This is a genomic window from Streptomyces sp. NBC_00829 (assembly GCF_045161795.1).
GTDB lineage: Bacteria > Actinomycetota > Actinomycetes > Streptomycetales > Streptomycetaceae > Streptomyces.
In genome coordinates this window covers 3,859,010-3,874,677 of record NZ_CP108867.1, presented here as the reverse complement: position 1 = coordinate 3,874,677, position 15,668 = coordinate 3,859,010, and the positions used below count along the sequence as shown (strand labels likewise).

Annotated in this window: 12 protein-coding genes and 2 pseudogenes; 10 read left to right on the top strand and 4 right to left on the bottom strand. The window is 71.2% G+C overall.

Features of this window, described 5'->3' with window-relative positions; translation table 11 throughout:
- Positions 1-15: 15 nt before the first annotated feature.
- A pseudogene (locus OG293_RS16850) lies at positions 16-1,701 on the bottom strand (NPCBM/NEW2 domain-containing protein); the annotation flags it as partial.
- Positions 1,702-1,939: 238 nt separating this feature from the next.
- On the opposite strand from OG293_RS16850, the gene htpX reads away from it, so the two are divergent.
- The 3 genes from htpX to OG293_RS16835 all read left to right on the top strand — a co-directional run bounded on the left by htpX (position 1,940) and on the right by OG293_RS16835 (position 6,240).
- Positions 1,940-2,860, top strand: a complete 921-nt coding sequence (gene htpX, locus OG293_RS16845) for a zinc metalloprotease HtpX (protein WP_405999611.1) — start codon at positions 1,940-1,942, stop codon at positions 2,858-2,860.
- 62 nt (positions 2,861-2,922) lie between these two features.
- A complete protein-coding gene (locus OG293_RS16840; RefSeq protein WP_405999610.1) occupies positions 2,923-3,510 on the top strand; it encodes a hypothetical protein in 588 nt (195 codons plus the stop codon).
- Between the two features lie 288 nt (positions 3,511-3,798).
- Positions 3,799-6,240, top strand: coding sequence for a SpoIIE family protein phosphatase (locus OG293_RS16835; RefSeq protein WP_405999609.1), 2,442 nt, complete (start codon positions 3,799-3,801; stop codon positions 6,238-6,240).
- A gap of 124 nt (positions 6,241-6,364) precedes the next feature.
- On the opposite strand, the pseudogene OG293_RS16830 reads toward OG293_RS16835, so the two are convergent.
- Positions 6,365-6,643: pseudogene (locus OG293_RS16830) on the bottom strand (protein-arginine deiminase family protein); the annotation flags it as partial.
- A 224-nt stretch (positions 6,644-6,867) separates the two neighbouring features.
- Between OG293_RS16830 and OG293_RS16825 the strand changes: the two are divergent.
- Positions 6,868-7,854, top strand: a complete 987-nt coding sequence (locus OG293_RS16825) for an NAD(P)H-dependent flavin oxidoreductase (RefSeq protein ID WP_405999608.1) — start codon at positions 6,868-6,870, stop codon at positions 7,852-7,854.
- Between the two features lie 32 nt (positions 7,855-7,886).
- Here OG293_RS16825 and OG293_RS16820 read toward each other — a convergent pair whose 3' ends face one another.
- Positions 7,887-8,627 (bottom strand): PP2C family protein-serine/threonine phosphatase, encoded by a 741-nt coding sequence (locus OG293_RS16820; RefSeq protein ID WP_405999607.1) that lies wholly within the window; start codon positions 8,625-8,627, stop codon positions 7,887-7,889.
- A gap of 241 nt (positions 8,628-8,868) precedes the next feature.
- Here OG293_RS16820 and OG293_RS16815 point away from each other — a divergent pair, with 241 nt between their 5' ends.
- The 6 genes from OG293_RS16815 to OG293_RS16790 all read left to right on the top strand — a co-directional run bounded on the left by OG293_RS16815 (position 8,869) and on the right by OG293_RS16790 (position 13,635).
- Positions 8,869-9,960 carry a sugar ABC transporter substrate-binding protein gene (locus OG293_RS16815; protein ID WP_405999606.1) on the top strand — a complete coding sequence of 364 codons (1,092 nt, stop codon included), beginning with the start codon at positions 8,869-8,871 and terminating at the stop codon, positions 9,958-9,960.
- Between the two features lie 144 nt (positions 9,961-10,104).
- The gene (locus OG293_RS16810) at positions 10,105-10,863 is read left to right on the top strand and encodes an IclR family transcriptional regulator (protein WP_405999605.1); all 759 of its coding nucleotides are present in this window, start codon (positions 10,105-10,107) and stop codon (positions 10,861-10,863) included.
- Positions 10,864-11,027: 164 nt separating this feature from the next.
- A complete protein-coding gene (locus OG293_RS16805) occupies positions 11,028-12,116 on the top strand; it encodes a PP2C family protein-serine/threonine phosphatase (protein WP_406003620.1) in 1,089 nt (362 codons plus the stop codon).
- Between the two features lie 215 nt (positions 12,117-12,331).
- Positions 12,332-12,628, top strand: a complete 297-nt coding sequence (locus OG293_RS16800) for a hypothetical protein (protein WP_406003858.1) — start codon at positions 12,332-12,334, stop codon at positions 12,626-12,628.
- Positions 12,564-12,779, top strand: coding sequence for a LexA family protein (locus OG293_RS16795; protein WP_405999604.1), 216 nt, complete (start codon positions 12,564-12,566; stop codon positions 12,777-12,779). Before OG293_RS16800 ends, OG293_RS16795 begins: the two co-directional genes overlap by 65 nt.
- A gap of 214 nt (positions 12,780-12,993) precedes the next feature.
- Entirely contained in the window at positions 12,994-13,635 is a 642-nt protein-coding gene (locus OG293_RS16790; protein WP_405999603.1) for a hypothetical protein, read from the top strand.
- A gap of 105 nt (positions 13,636-13,740) precedes the next feature.
- Here OG293_RS16790 and OG293_RS16785 read toward each other — a convergent pair whose 3' ends face one another.
- Positions 13,741-15,429: a TROVE domain-containing protein gene (locus tag OG293_RS16785; protein ID WP_405999602.1), complete on the bottom strand. Its 1,689-nt coding sequence runs from the start codon at positions 15,427-15,429 to the stop codon at positions 13,741-13,743.
- Between the last annotated feature and the right edge of the window lie 239 nt (positions 15,430-15,668).

Sequence of the window (15,668 nt, the reverse complement as noted above, 5' to 3'; positions counted from 1 at the left end):
CGCCGGACCGCTGCCGCAGACGACCTTGGCGTCGGCCCAGTCGGCGTGGTCGTGGTCGATGCCGTCGCCGCCGTCGGTGACGACCAGCCGCAGCTGCGTACCGCCCGCAAGGTCGGCGCTCAGCCGTTGCGGCGGATCGCTCGCCGTGCGCAGCCCGCTGTCCGCGACGAGAGCGGTGTCACGGTAGACCCGGAACACCGCCGATCCGCCCGCCGTCGACTCGTCGTCCACGCCGACGTCGACGCTGAACGACCGGCAGGTGCCGCCCAGGTGGTACGTGATGTCGCTCGCCGCGTGGGTGCCGAGGCCCTTGGCGTACTGCGTCCCGCCGATGGTGAGGGTCCTGCCGTCGCCTCCGGGCCGCTCGCCGTTGCTGCGGTCGCGCTCGACCGGGCCCCAGGCGTTCACCGCCGATGTCCACGGCAGGTCGCTGAGCTGATGGACCCCGGCGGGCGGTGGCACGGGAGAGCCCGGTGTCACCCGGTACATCACCGTTCCGTGGGCGGGCACCGAGGCGCTGATGGCGCTCGTCGTGGTGCTGGTCTGCTTGGACCAGAGGTCCTTGAGCGCGTACGAGGACGCGCCGCCGATCCCGAGGGCCGCGACGGTCGTCGAGACGGTCTTCGCCGAGGCCGTCTCGTTCGTCAGGGTCACCGAACGGTCCCCGTCCGCCAGCGGTTTGGACATCACCACGAGTCCGCCGGAGCTGGAGACCACGGTGCCCTGCCTGCCGAAGCCGTCCTGGTCGACCGCGATGACGTCGGTGTTCTTCAGGATCGCGAGGGTGGCCGCCGAGGCGCCGCGCAGATCGCTGCCGATCAGCAGCGGCGCGGACATCTGCGCCCAGAGACTGAAGTGGGTGCGGTACTCCGTGTCGGTCATCCCGCCGTTGCCGACCTCCAGCATGTCCGGGTCGTTCCAGGCGCCGGGCGCCGCGTACGGGGCGAGTCCCTGGTTCTGGTGCGCGATGCCGATCATGCTGGACCAGGAGTCGCTGATGTCCCCGGTCGTACGCCAGGAGTTGCCGACGTCCGCCGCCCAGTTCCAGGGCTGGGTCTCGCCCCACTCGCAGATGCTGTAGAGGATGGGCCGCCCGGTCGCCTTCAGGGCGTCGCCCATTGCCTTGTAGCGCTTCCGCGCGTCGGCGCCCGTGTTGTTGCAGTTGTCGTACTTGAGATAGTCCACGCCCCAGGACGCCCACAGGGCGGCGTCCTGCTGCTCGTGCCCGAGGGCGCCGGGGAAGCCCTTGGTGTCGCAGGTCTTGGTCCCGGCGCTGGAGTAGATGCCGAACTTCAGGCCCTTGGAGTGCACGTAGTCGGCGACCGCCTTGATCCCGTTCGGGAAGCGGACCGGGTCGGGGACGAGGTTGCCGGAGGCGTCGCGGCTGGGCAGCGCCCAGCAGTCGTCGATGTTGACGTAGGTGTATCCGGCGTCCTTGAGCCCCTGGGACACGAAGGTGTCGGCGATACCCTTGACCATCGCCTCGTTGAACTCCGCCCGGCAGTGCGTGGAGTTCCAGTTGTTGAACCCCATCTGGGGTGTGCGCGCCAGTCCGTTGTCGACGGCCGCGGCCGGGGGTGCGGTAGCGAGTTGAACGGCGGTGGCGGTGAGCGTCGCCACCGCCAGAGTGCCGGTGAGAAGGGCGAGCGAGGCGGCCACGGCTGCCAGGCGCTCTCTGACCGTGTGTCGTTCGGTGTGCATGTGCGGCTCCGATGGGGGGTTAATGGCGCACAATTCAACGGGCACGAACGAAACCCACCACATCTCAGCGTTGAGCCAGGGACATGTCAAGAGTTTGGGCGAGGCCGCAAGCGCCACGGGCTCCAGAGACCCAGGACTCCGGGCCCCGAGGCGCTGCCTCTTACCCCGGAACGACGCGGCGGGGAGCACAATCGAGTCAGGGGGGCATGAGAATTGGCTCCGTCCGGAGAGTGATCAGATGCCAGGCAACCGGGCTCCGTCCCGCTACGCACCGGATCAGGGACTCACCACCCGCATGGTGACCACGATGTTCCTGATCGGTCTGCTCTATGTCGTCTTCGTCGGCGTCCTGCTGGCGATCCTGCGCGGCTCGTGGCCGGTCATCCTGCTGATCGCGGGCGCCGTGTTCGTCGCGCAGTTCTGGTTCAGCGACCGGATCGCGGCCTTCAGCATGGGGGCACGCGAGGTCACCCCCGAGGAGGCGCCCGAACTGCACGGCGCCGTCGACCGCATCTGCGCGCTCGCCGACATGCCCAAGCCCCGCGTCGCGCTCGCCCACAGCGATGTGCCCAACGCCTTCGCCGTCGGCCGCAACGAGAGGACCGCCCTGGTCTGTGCCACCACCGGACTGCTGCGCCGACTGGAGCCCGAAGAACTCGAAGGGGTCCTCGCCCACGAGCTCTCGCACGTCGCCCACCGCGATGTCGCGGTGATGACGATCGCCTCCTTCCTCGGTGTGCTGGCCGGTGTGATGACCCGGATCGCGGTGTGGGGCGGCTTCGGCAGGGCGGGCGGCAGCCGCGACAGCAACGCGGCGATCGCCATGGTCCTGATCCCCTTGGTCAGCGCCGCCGTCTATGTCCTCAGCTTCCTGCTCACCCGGCTGCTCTCCCGCTACCGCGAACTGTCCGCCGACCGCGCCGCCGCCCTGCTGACCGGCCGCCCCTCGGCGCTCGCGTCCGCGCTCACCAAGGTGACGGGCGACATGGCGAGGATCCCGACGGAGGACCTGCGCAAGGCGGAGCCGTACAACGCCTTCTGGTTCGCCCCGGCCTTCTCCTCCAAGGAGAGCCTGAGCCGGCTGATCTCCTCCCACCCGACGCTGGAGCAGCGCCTGGACCAGCTGGCCAGGATCTCGACGCAGCTCGCCCGTCCGTAGCGCGGACGCATCCCGTCCGGGCCCCCGCGCGGACGCCCCGTAGCGCAGAGGGAGGTACTTCCGTGGGACTCCTCGACACGATCCTCGGGCGCAGCAAGCCCGTGCGCCCCGATCTGGACCGGCTCTTCGGCCTGCCCGCCGCCGCCATCACCCTCCAGGCGGGCGCCGGATTCACGCCGACCGGCGTCGGCTCGGTCTGCTTCGCCAGCGTCGAGGGCGGGGCTTTCGCCCAACTCCAGGAGGACGTACGAGCGTTGCTGGATGCCGACGCCGGCCGCGGCGGCGTACCGGTGGAGCTCGGCCAGGACCCGTACGGCTACACCTGGCTCCTGGCCCGCCACCCCGCCGACGACACGGCCTCCCTGGTCAACGACCTGCACGCGGTCAACACCCTGCTCCAGGACGCGGGCTTCGGCCCCCAGCTGCTCTGTTCCCTGATCACCTTCCACGAGGCCGCGGGCGAGCGGGGGCTGGCGCTCGTCTACCTCTACAAGCGCGGCACCTTCTACCCCTTCGCGCCGCTGCCCGGCAGGCCCGCAAAGCGCGACAGCGCCCTGGAACTCCAGACCAGAGCGCTGCTCACGGACGACCTGCGCATCGAGCCGGATCTGGCGCGCTGGTTCCCTCTCTGGGGCGCGCCGGGCTTCTGACGCCGCCCGGCGGGGCAATGACGCCGCCCGCCGGGGCAAACCCAGGGGACCGGGAGCCTATGAACCCTCCCGGAAGCCCGCACACACGTCCTGCCTTCCCTACGCTGTTAGTGACTGGTTCCGGACGCGTGGCGAGGTGGGTGGGCCGCCTCGGCGCGTGGTCCGGCCGACGAGGACCGGTCGGAGGCGAGGAATGATGAATCCCGGCGACGGCGCCGACGCGCCCCAGGTGTCCCCTGCGAGCCGGGCAACCCGTATCCACTTCCGGCCACGGAGGCGCTGCGGACGGTGAGAGAGCGTATCCGGGTCTTCGGCGGGGCGGCACTTGCCGCCGTCTATGTGCCGGGCAAGAAGGACGACAGCCTGCGGCTGGCGGAATCGGCCGGCGGCTCCGGCGCACAGTACGGGCTGGCGCCCAGCTACCCCCTGTCCTCCCACGCACCCGTCGTGGACGCCTACCGCACGGGCCGCCCGCTCTGGCTGAACGCCGTCGGCGTCGCCTCGTACGGAGAGCCGTACGCGCAGAAGGGCCCGGACGGGACCTCGACGGGGACCCTCCCCGCCAACATCTCGCTCGGCGCACTGCCGCTCGGGGCCAACGGCAGCCTGCTGGGCTGCCTGGTTGTCGTGGACGACGCCGGTGACGGCTTCGACACCGAACGGCGAAACTTCCTGGAGCTCTACGCCGACCAGGTCACCGCCTGGCTCGAAGCGGGTGGCGAGCCGAGCGGCAACGGCATCGGCATCGGCCGCGGCGGACCCCGGCCCGTCCTCGGTCCCGACCTGGACGGCTTCTGCGTCGGCTCCTTCACCCTCGTCCTGAACACCGGCCAGATCGACGCGGACATCCAGGTCCTCGACCTGGTCGACATCCCCCACGACGCCTTCGACGGACGTGTGGAGACCCTGCTCGCCCATACCGTCCCCGACGACCTGCCCGCGCTGATGTCCATCGTCGAGCCGGGGCACATGCCCTCCGGCGGCCGGGAGCTGGAGTTCCGTATCCGCCGTCCCAGCGGAGAGCTCCGCTGGCTGCGGCTGCGCTGCCGCCGCCTGGCGGAGCGCGGGGACAGGCCCGAGAGGTTGCTCGGCGTGGTCGCCGATGCGGCCCACCTGCGGACCGGCGCCGACGAGGTCTCCCGGGTCCAGCGGCTGTCCGTCGCCCTGGCCGGCGCGATGACGGTCCGGGACGTCAGCCGCGCGGTGGTCGCCGCCCTGCGCGACCCGCTGGGGGCGGACCGGGTGGCCCTCGCCGAGCTGGAGGCCGACCGGATGGTGGTCACGGTCCTCGACCCGCCCGAACCGGCTGCCTGGCCCGAGCTGTGGCGCTCCGAGTGGCGCTCCGAATGGCCCGACGCGCCCGCCCGCGCCCTGCCCACGCTCGAGGCCGCGATCCGGGAGGGGCGCGCGAGCCTGTGGACGGCGGGCTCCGCACTCGAACCCGGCCTGGCGGGCATCGGCCCCGGCGGACTGGCCGTCCTGCCGCTCCCCGCCGACGGCCGGGTGGTCGGCGGGTGCCTGATCGGCTGGGACGAGCCGCACGAGTTCGGCCCCGAGGAACGTTCCCTGCTCACCGCGACCGCCGGCCTGGTCGGGCAGGCCCTCGTACGCGCCCGCTCCCTCGACGCCGAGCACGAGCTCGCGACGATGCTCCAGCGCAGCCTGCTGCCGCGCAAGCTGCCGGTTCTGCCCGGCGGGGTGGCCGTCGCCCGCTATCTGCCCGCCACCGTGGGCCTCGCCGTCGGCGGCGACTGGTACGACGTGATCCCCCTCTCCGACAACCATGTGGCGCTGGTCGTCGGGGATGTCCAGGGCCACAGCGCCGCCGCCGCGACGATCATGGGCCAGATGCGCACGGCGATCCGGGCCTACGCCGTGGAGGGCCACCCGCCGGACGTGGTCGTCTCCCGCGCCAACCGGCTGCTCGTGGGCATGGAGACCGATCTCTTCGCCACCTGCCTGTATGTCGGCATCGACATGGAGGAGGGCAACGCGTGGTGCGTGCGGGCCGGGCATCTGCCGCCGCTGCTGCGTGCCCCGAACGGCCGAACCGAGGAGTTGGAGATCGAGGGCGGGCCTCCGCTGGGCGTGCTCGCGGAGGCGGAGTTCCCGATGACGGCCTTGGCGCTCGCTCCCGGGGCGGTTCTCGCGCTGATGACGGACGGGCTCGTCGAGTCGTCGAGCCTGCACCTGGAGGACGGTATCCGCCGGGTGTGCGAGATCGTCTCCGCGTCCGACGCGTCCGACGCCGGGCAGATGGCCGACAAGATCCTCGGCGGGGTCAACCGCCGCGACGACGACGTGGCCCTGCTTCTGCTGCGCTACGACGGGACCGGGGTCCGGCCGCAGCGGGCGGCCTGGACGGTGTGGCGGCTGCCCGACGCCGTTGCGCACGCACGCCGTTACACCTCCCGCACCCTGCGCGCCTGGGGCGTGAAGGAGCAGACCGACGCGATCCTGCTCATCGTCTCCGAGCTGGTCACCAACGCGCTCGTGCACACCCAGGGCCAGGTGCGCCTGGACCTCACCCTGACCGGGGAGCGGTTGCGCGTGGCGGTGAGCGACCACTCCCCGCGGGCGCCCGTCAAACCGGCGAACATGGACTGGGAGGCGACCGGTGGGCGCGGAATCCTGCTGGTCGAGGCGGTGTCGGCGGCGTACGGCTCGGTGCCTCTCGGAGGCGGGAAGCAGGTGTGGGCCGAGGTGGTCGTGTCACCGCGGGAGCCCTGAGCCCGCGCTGGGCCCGGACGGACCCCGGGCGCGGGCGCGGACGGACCGCCGGAGGTGCGGACGGCCTTCGGAGGTGCGGACGGCCGGGGCCCGTGGACCCCGGCCATGAACCACCGGCTGCGGCTTACCACCATGCCGCGGACATGTCACGCAGGGTGTTTGTGCCGCAGTGCACCTCGCCCAGGCCGAGGTGGTAGGTGTGCCAGTCGTCGAGGTAGGACATCTTCATGCCCGCTCCGGTGCAGGCGGCGGTCACCGCGGTGGTGAAGATGTCCTTGCCGCCGATGACCGGGCCCCACTGACGGGGTGCCAGATAGCGGTCCTTGCCGAGGAGGATGCCGTTGACCGCGCCCGGGACGTAGGCGCGGCCGGTCCACGCCCGCGTCTGGGCCGGACCCGAGGAAACCCTGTGCACCGACACCACCGCCTGCCGGGGGCGGAGGCCGTACGACCGCGTGACCGGGGTGCGCGCCGACGAATAAGGGCTGCCGACTCCGCCCCGGATGACGCGGCGGGCAACGGACCCCGGCCCCGGCCGCGTCGTGCCGGGGCCGGTCCCGCGGGGCATCATGGAAGGGATCGTGCTGTCACCCGTGCCCCGCCACGACGGGGCAGGAGGCCACTCCTATGATCTTCACGCCCCTGTGTGACCTGCTCGGCATCGAGGTTCCCGTCATCTGCGCCCCTTTCGGGCCCTGGGAAGAGGTCGCGCTGGCGGCGGCGGTGTGTGAAGCGGGCGGCCTGGGCAGCCTCGGGACCGCGGTCCTGTCCGTGCCCGAGCTCGAACAGCAGTGGGCGCAGCTTCGGACGCTGACCGACCGGCCCTTCGCGATCAACCACACCGCACGGCCGCTCGACGCGGGCGCCTTCCGCGCCACGATCGAGGAACGCCCCGCGGCCGTCTCCTTCCACATGGCGGTCCCCGCCGATCTGATCGCCGAGGCCCACGACGCGGGCATCCTCTGGATCCAGCAGGTGATGGACGCCCGCCAGGCCGCCGAGGCACTCGACGCCGGAGCCGATGTCCTGGTGGCGCAGGGCGGCGAGGCCGGCGGCCACGGCGGTGACGTCAGCACCATGGTGCTGGTGCCCCAGGTCGTCGACATGGCGGGCGGGACACCGGTGGTCGCCGCCGGAGGCATCGCCGACGGACGTGGCCTCGCCGCGGCGCTGGCCCTGGGAGCCCAGGGCGTCGCCATGGGCACGCGCTTCCTCGCCTCCACGGAGATGAACATCGCCGACGAGTGGAAGCAGCGGATCGTGGCCGCGGACGCCGTCGACGCCGTGAAGGCGACCAACAGCGAACGGGTGCTGCCGCCCTACAACGTCCCCGGCAGCTACGGTGTGCCGCGCTCGCTGCACACCCCGCTCGTCGACGCGCTGCGGGAGCATCCCGAACTGGTCGATCCGGACGAGACGGTGCCGCGGTTGATGGAGGCGGTGCGCCGTGGGCGGGGAGACGAATACCTGCCGTTCACCGGTCAGTCAGCGGCCCTCGTCCACGAGGTTCTGCCGGCCGGGGAGATCGTCCGCCGGGTGCTGTCCGAGGCGGAGATCATCCTGGCGGGCGGCGGGGCGGGGCTCGCCCCGCCGCCCGCGGACACCGAAGGCTGACTCCCGCCCCCCGGTTACTCTCCGCCCCCCGGCTACTCTCCGACGCGAATCAGCGCGAGCGTGATGTTGTCGGGTCCCCCGGCCTCGACGGCCGCCTTCCACAACTCGTACGCGGCCCTGCCGTCGTCGTACAGCCGCAGCAGACTCTCGACCTCGTCCTCCGGCACGGGGTCCGTCAGCCCGTCCGTGCACACCAGATAGCGGTTGCCCGGGGACAGCGGGGAGAGGGACACATGCGCGGTGACGGGGGCGAACGTGGTGCCGCCGCCGAGCGTCTGCGTGACGGCCGACGTGATGCGCTGCCCCGGCGCCGGCGGCGGGCTGTCGTCCACGCTCACCTGACGCAGTGCGTCCCCGGTCACCTCGAAGACCTTGCTGTCGCCGATGTTGAACACCAGCAGCGAATCCGTGAGGACGACCGCGCCGGCGACCGTGGACCCCATGGTGGTCAGTTCGGGATCGCCGTCGGCGACCGAGTACACCACGCGATTGCAGAGATCCACGGCGTCCCGCACGGCTTCCTCGCCGTCCAGTGTGGGCCCGAGCGTCGCGAGCCGCCGGACGACCAGCGCGCTGGCCACCTCACCGGCAGGCTGCCCGCCGAGACCGTCGGCCGCCGCGACGATCAGCGGCGTGCCGAGCGGGAACAGCAGCGTCTGCGGGCTCTCGGTCGCCGTCCCGCACAGTGTCCAGGGTCCGACGACCAGGCTGTCCTCGTTGTGTTCGCGCACGAGCCCGACATGGCTCAGGGCAGTCACGGCTGTGTACGGCACCGGAATCTCCCGCCTCTCCACACGGAGCGTCAGGCCGGCGGCGATGTACTCATTTCGAAAGGGGAGATTCGGAATGAATTGAAATACTCTGTCGGCCCGTTTCTGCCTTCATCTATCTAACGATCCGCACTGTTGCCATCTCGTAAGATTGTACTTCTTGACGGTTTTGTGAGCGGCAGAGTTGACTTCCAGCCACCTTGGCCGCAGGGGCGCGGCCTGTCAGGGAGGTTGATTTCCACCGATGTACGTACATCTGCGCCACGCTGCTGCCGCCGTCGCTGTTTCCACGATGGCTATTTCGCTCGTCGGCTGTGGCAGTGAAGAGGGCTCGGGTGTGAGGGCCACCGACGACATCACCGTCGGTCTGCTGCTGCCGGAGAACGAGGCCGCTCGTTACGAGAAGTTCGACAAGCCGGTCATCGAGGAGAAGATAAGCAAGCTGACAAATGGCAAGGGCAAAGTCCTCTACTCCAATGCGAGACAGGACGCCGCTCTGCAGAAGCAGCAGATCGACACGATGATCAAGAGCAAGGTCGATGTGCTGATCGTCGACGCGGTCGACTCCAAGGGCATTGCCTCCGCCATCGAGAAGGCCCACGACGCGGGCATTCCGGTCGTCTCCTTCGACCGGCTCGCCGAGGGCCCGATCGACGCGTACACCTCCTTCGACAACGAAGAGGTCGGCCACGTCCAGGGCAAGGCGCTCCTCCAGGCGCTCGGCTCCAAGGCCAAGGACGGCCAGATCGTCATGATGAACGGCGCCCAAACCGACCCGAACGCCGCACAGTTCAAGAGGGGCGCGCACGCCGAGCTCGACGACAAGGTGAACGTCGGCGAGGAGTTCGACACCAAGGACTGGAAGCCGGAGAACGCCACCGCCAACATGAAGTCCGCGATCTCGTCGCTCGGCAACGACAAGATCATCGGTATCTACTCCGCCAACGACGGCATGGCGGGCGGCATCATCACCGCTCTGAAGGACGCCGGCATCTTCCCGCTCCCGCCGGTCACCGGCCAGGACGCCGAACTCGCCGCCGTCCAGCGGATCGTCGCCGGTGAGCAGTACATGAGCGTCTACAAGCCGTACGCCCCCGAGGCCAACGCGGCGGCCGAGATGGCGATCCTCCTCGCCCGGGGCATGGGGCTCAACTCCATGGCGCAGGCCGACGTCGACAGCCCGACCAAGAAGGCCATCCCCTCGGTGCTCGTCCCCGTCATCTCGCTGACGAAGGAGAACATCAAGGACACGGTCATCAGCGACGGCGTCTACACCGTGGAGGAGATCTGCATCCCCAAGTACAAGTCCGCCTGCAAGTCGCTCGGCCTCAAGTAGGCCGGCAGGCGGAGCACTGCCCGTCCCGTCACATGCATGGACGGCTCCCTGACCCCAGGAAGCCGTCCATGCCTCCGTGCCCTGCGACGCAGGCGTCCCGCGACGCGCCTTGCGGACCCGATGCGCCGGGCGCAATCTGGGAGCATGGGCGCGCAGGAGGGCCCCACACTCATCACGTCCGTGCAGCGAGCCTTCCGACTGATGGAAGCCGTGGGGGCGCACGAGGCCGGTGCGCCGGCGAAACAGCTGGCGCGCGAGGCGGGGCTGCCCCTGGCCACCACGTACCACCTCCTGCGGACCCTGGTTCACGACGGCTATCTGCGGAAGCTGGACGACGGCGGGTTCGTCATCGGCGACAAGCTGCACCTCCTGCACGCCGGAAGCCGCCCGCAGGCGATGCTCAGCCGCATCCGTCCCTCGCTCGTCTCCCTGCGGGACGACATCTCCGCCGCCGCGTATCTGACCTTCTACGAGGACGGCGAGATCCGGGTCGCCGAGATCGTCGACGGTCCGCGCGCGCCACGGGTCGACCTCTGGGTGGGGTTCGAGGACGCCGGGCACGCCACGGCGCTGGGCAAGTGCGTGCTGCGTGAACTCGACGACGACTCCCGCAGCGAGTACCTCTCCCGGCACCGTCTCGCCGACCTCACGCCCCGCACGATCACCCACCGCACCGAACTGCTCCGCCGCCTTGAGTCGTCGCGAGCCACCCCCGGTGTGATGGACCTGGAGGAGTACGCGCTCGGCACGGTCTGTGTCGCCGTGCCCGTCTACAGCGGCCAGACGCTCGGTTCGCTCGGCGTCTCCCTGCGGGCGGACCAGCTCGACCGGCTCGACGAAGTTCTCACCCGGCTTCTCCCGACGGCGGGCCGTGTGACCAGGGGGCTCTCGCTCACTATCTGAAAACCTCCCTCTTGTGGCTCGATCCGTACGCCTGTTCTCTGGTAAGCGGGACAAAACGGGCGATCGCCGATGATCGCGCATCGCGAACGGAACAGGGAGTTGCATACCCGGGCATGAACCACGCCTCAGAGCACCGCCACGCCTCAGAGCACCGCTACACCGCCATGCTCCTGGCCTGTGCGCCCGCAGTGATCGTCTCCGCCGTCGCGCTGGCCACCCTGGTCACCGGGGCCGGGGCGACGTGGCTGCCGCTCCTTGCCGTCGGCCCCACCCTCGCCGCCGCCACCAACAAGCCGTCGGGAGTGCTCCGCATCGGCTTCATCGCCGTCGTCCTCGGCGCGGTGCTCGGCGGCGAGTCGGTCCGTCAGCAGGCGATCGTGCTCTCCTCGCTGGTGGCCGTCACGCTCGCAAGCAGCCTCGCCAGCGCGCTGCGCACGCGTCGCGAACGCGTCCTGGAAGCCGTGCGCTCGGTCGCCGAAGCGGCCCAGCACGCCCTCCTCAAGCCCGTGCCCGCCACGGTCGGCGCGTTCCAGGTGGCCGTCAGCTACAGCGCGGCGGCGGCTGAGGCCCGCATCGGCGGGGACCTGTACGCACTGGTGCCCACCCCGCATGGCGTCAGGCTGATCGTGGGCGATGTGCGCGGCAAGGGGCTGCCCGCGGTGAGTACCGCCGCGCTGGTGCTCGGCATCTTCCGTGAAGCCGCCTACGACGAGCCGGATCTCCTGGACGTCGTCGCCAGGATCGAGCGGAGCCTGGCCCGCAACCTCGGCGCCGACGACTTCGTCACCGCCGTCGTCGTCGGGTACCCCGCCCCCGGGCGCATGGAGGTGGTCAACTGCGGGCACGCACCTCCGCTGCTGGTCCGCGGTTCCGGGATCCTGCCCGTCGAGCCCACCCATCCGGCGCCGCCGCTCGGCCTGAGCGCCCTGACGGACGAGGTCCCGAGCCTCCAGGTGCTGCCCTTCGACGACGGCGACCAGCTGCTTCTCTACACCGACGGCGTCACCGAGGCCCGCAATCACAGCCGTGAGTTCTACCCCCTCGCCGAGGGGGTGGCACGGCATGTGTCGGACGATCCGTCGCGTACGGTCTCCGCGCTGCACAACGAACTGCTGGCGCACGTGGGCGGCCGGCTGCACGACGACGCGGCCCTGCTCCTGCTGCGGAAGCCGGCCGCTGTCGGCTCGACGACCGTGGGCGCGTGCCGTACGCCGGCCGAGGGCCGGACCGTTTGCCCGACAGAAGCGGTGTGACCGCGCGGCGGAGACGGTGCGACCGTCCGGACGCGGACGCCCCGAGTGCGGTCCGAGCGCGGTCCGAGATGCGCTGACCGCGCTCCGGGCCTCCGGCCGAAAGCACCCGACGGGCGTGACGGCCGGCCGCGCCCGGCACCCGCTCACGGCCGGGATGCCGGTGAACCCCGCGCGCCGGGCTGCGCAAGAAATCGAACACATGATTGAATATGGCCATGGCCCACACCGTCTTCCCGTCCGACCTGGTGCAGGCCCAGCGCGACTGGAACGACACCTACGCACAGCTCGCCGCCGGTCAGGCCCACTACACGGCCCTGCGCCGCCGCCTGCTGAGGCTGTCCTCCGGTCTCGTCCGGCATCCGTTCTGGACCAGTGACCAGGGCCGGTCGGCGACGGCCCGTGTGGAGTTGCGTCGCTGGGTCCGCGCGCAGGAGGAAGCGGGGACGCATGGCCGATCACCTCACCGAGCGGCAGTCGAGCATCCTGCGGTGCGTCACCGAGTGGATCGCTGAGTACGGGGAGGGCCCCACGATCCGGGAGATCGGTGCGCGCGTCGGTCTCTCGAGCACGTCCTCGGTGGCGTATCAGCTCCGCCGGATGGAAGAAGCGGGAGTGATCAGCCGGACCGGACGGCGATGGCGGTCCTGCCGCCTCGGGAACTGACGGACCTCACCCGCCGACCGCCGACGTCCTGGGGAAGCGTCGAAATGCGGCCGGCGGGGCGTCACGCCTGGCGGCCGATGCCCGGCGTATACGGGGCAGGCCGGCCAGGTGCTGCGCCTCAGGGACCACTCGCGTCGGGGCCTGGCCCGCGGCCGCCCCCAACCGGGTGGGGGCACCGGACCCCGTCCGGCATGGCGCCGGGGCGGAGGGCGCGATGTGCCGGATGCTGATGGCCTCCGACCCGTGGGAGATGCCCGTGAACGACCTCAGCCCTCAAGGAACGGGGCATCCGGCATCCACTGGCGCGGACCATGACGTTGCCGGTCAACCCGGGGTCATCGGCATCGCACTCGCCGCCGTGCTTGCGGCCGCACTCGCGCAGGGTTCCTGGCAGTGGTTCGCCACATACATCGGGGCAACGCTTCTTGCGGTGGTCTTCGCCTTCTACCGACTGCCGGCGTGGACGCCGGGCATCGGATCCGCATACGCGCGGAATCTCGTCGCGTACTCGCTGGTCGTCGGCCTCTGCGTGGCGATCGCACTGGCCCCCGTGCTGCAACGCTGGACGTGGCTGTTTCCGATGCCCGGCACCCGTAGCGAGTGCCCTGAGCTGGGCAGGTACGAGGCCATCCGGGCGGGGGCCGGGCTGGCGAACCTGGCCGGTCGAGACGGCGAGGCTGTGGTTTACGCGCAGAAGGTCCACACCCATGACGCCGTTGCCGTCTGCCTGGCGGCCACCACGACCCGGTGGCTGCCCCTGTACGGAGCCGGGGCGGCGGTGCTGGTAGGCGCGTGCGCGTGGTCCCGGGACCGGGCCCGGGCGGGGAAGGGAACCCGGCCGGAAGCCTTCTCGTAGGGATGGGCCGGAGGGGTGCCGCGTACTGCTCAGGGCTGCCCCTCATCGCCGCGCCCGGCGTGTGGAAGGCCCGTGCGGGCAGGTGACTCCCGCCGAACCGGCGGGTCAGGGGCCGGAGTCGACGGTCTGCCCCCAGGGCCATGAGGAGCTCCGCCCGGCCTCCAGGAGCGGGATCAGCCGGAAGGCCGCGTCGCTGAGGCCGCCGAAGGTGTGGCGGTGCGGACCCGCCGCGGCGTGTCCGCGCGCATAGCCGGCCAGGTTCCAGGTGTAGACCGGGATGTGCTGGGGCACGGCCCGGAACGGGTCGCCGTTGTACGCCCACTGCGCCTGCTCGTCGGTGATGACGACCACCCGTTCGTGTTCGCTGTAGTGCCGGGTGACCGCTCCGGCGGTGTCGGTGCCGCCGAGGTTGTGGAACCGGTCCACGGCGCGGAGTACGGACCCGCTCGTGCGGACGTCGACCCGTCGGCTGCCGCTGCCGAACTCGAAGAGGTCGGCCTGCTGCGCCCGGATCGCGAGCGCGGTGGCGAAAATGGCGGCGGAGTCGGCCCGGTTGAGTTCGGTCCCGGCGCTGGGCAGGTCGAACATCGAGGCCGAGCGGTCCACCAGGACCAGGGTCCGGCCGGGCAGCGCGGGCACGTTGGCGAGCGAGTGGCCGAGGGCCGCCTCCAGGCACTGCTCCCAGCGGCGGGAGGGCGCGTTGCGGTGGGCGGCCAGGTAGCGGAACGGGAACTGCCGGGAGCGCGCCACCTCGCCCGGGTCCGAGATCCTGCGGGCCACGTCGGCGGCCACCCGGTCGCCGACCCCCGCAAGGTCGAAGTTGCGCAGGTTGCGGACCAGGGCCATCGGTCCCATGGACGGGATCACGGCTTCCCAGACCGCGGCGTCCATCGGCCTGTGCAGCCAGCCCGCGACCGCCTCCCACGTCATCCCGGCCGCCGCCAGCCGCTCGGCCCCGTCCGCTCCCGTGACCAGGGCGTACCGCTCGTCGACCGGCACGGACATCAGCGCGTGATGCGCGGTGAGGAGCTGGTCTCCGACGGGCGGTACGGCGCGGTCGGGCCGGTGACACCGGTCCAGCGCGTACCGGAAGAGCTCCCCCTGCCATGGCCGGTCCGGGGCCGGCGCCGGATGGGTCAACTCCAGTACGTCGCCGAAGCGGTGGCACCGGGATCCGGTGTCGTACTTGAGCAGTGCGCGGCCGGTGTAGAGCCGGCGGACGGCATCCGCGACCCCGCGCTTGACCGGCTGGGGCAGCCGCCGGCCGTACCGGGAGGTCCAGTACGTCAGCAACTCACCCGGCTCGTCGGGGCGTTGGAGGACGGCGTCGACGGCCTGCCGGGAGAGCCCCGGAGCTCCGGCGTCCAGCCGCGCACGGGTGAATTCGGCCGCTCCCACCAGAGCCGCCGTCCGCATCCGGGCCTCGGTGCGCAGCCAGCCGAGGAGGGCGAGGGCCCACCCAGGGTCGCTGATCGCGAGTTGGCGGATCAGCTGGGTGTAGCGCTCGTCACGGGACTCGGCGCTCTCGTAGAAGCTGTGCTGTCCGACCAGGTTGGCCACGGCGAGCAGGAAGAGTTCGGACTTCGGCTCCCGGACGTAGCCCGCGCCGCCCTGGCGGTTGGTGACGTACGGCAGGGCGGTGACCGGACTCGGGGAGGCTCCGCGCGGCGGAGTGGCCCACCGGCCGTCGGTGGAGAGCGGGGAGGTTCTCCCGCCTGCGGTCAGGCCCGGTACTTCGGCCTGGATCACTGCCCTTGCTTCGGCTTTGGTCCGCTGGCGGTTGAACCGGGTCATGCAGAAGTCCCCCTGGTGGGTGGCGGGTCGGAGGTGTGGCCGGGTGCCGGACGGGAGTCGGTGCAGCGTCGGCGTACGGATCTGGGCAACGGGCGCGGATCTGGGCGCGGGTACGGATTCGGCGCGGGTGCAGGTGTGCGGGTGCAGGGCGCGGCAGTGAGCGCGCCTTCCGAGATCAGAAGTGGGCACCGGTGTTTTTTGACAGGAAGTAACCGGGGCGCGGGCGCATCGGAAGGCGC

Excerpts from the sequence above, each read along its gene's own strand:
- OG293_RS16785 (WP_405999602.1), bottom strand. The coding sequence starts at position 15,429 with ATGACCCGGTTCAACCGCCAGCGGACCAAAGCCGAAGCAAGGGCAGTG.
- OG293_RS16795 (WP_405999604.1), top strand. The coding sequence starts at position 12,564 with ATGGCCGATCACCTCACCGAGCGGCAGTCGAGCATCCTGCGGTGCGTC.
- OG293_RS16800 (WP_406003858.1), top strand. The coding sequence starts at position 12,332 with ATGGCCCACACCGTCTTCCCGTCCGACCTGGTGCAGGCCCAGCGCGAC.
- OG293_RS16805 (WP_406003620.1), top strand. The coding sequence starts at position 11,028 with ATGCTCCTGGCCTGTGCGCCCGCAGTGATCGTCTCCGCCGTCGCGCTG.
- OG293_RS16825 (WP_405999608.1), top strand. The coding sequence starts at position 6,868 with ATGATCTTCACGCCCCTGTGTGACCTGCTCGGCATCGAGGTTCCCGTC.
- OG293_RS16790 (WP_405999603.1), top strand. The coding sequence starts at position 12,994 with ATGTGCCGGATGCTGATGGCCTCCGACCCGTGGGAGATGCCCGTGAAC.
- OG293_RS16810 (WP_405999605.1), top strand. The coding sequence starts at position 10,105 with ATGGGCGCGCAGGAGGGCCCCACACTCATCACGTCCGTGCAGCGAGCC.
- OG293_RS16815 (WP_405999606.1), top strand. The coding sequence starts at position 8,869 with ATGTACGTACATCTGCGCCACGCTGCTGCCGCCGTCGCTGTTTCCACG.
- htpX (WP_405999611.1), top strand. The coding sequence starts at position 1,940 with ATGCCAGGCAACCGGGCTCCGTCCCGCTACGCACCGGATCAGGGACTC.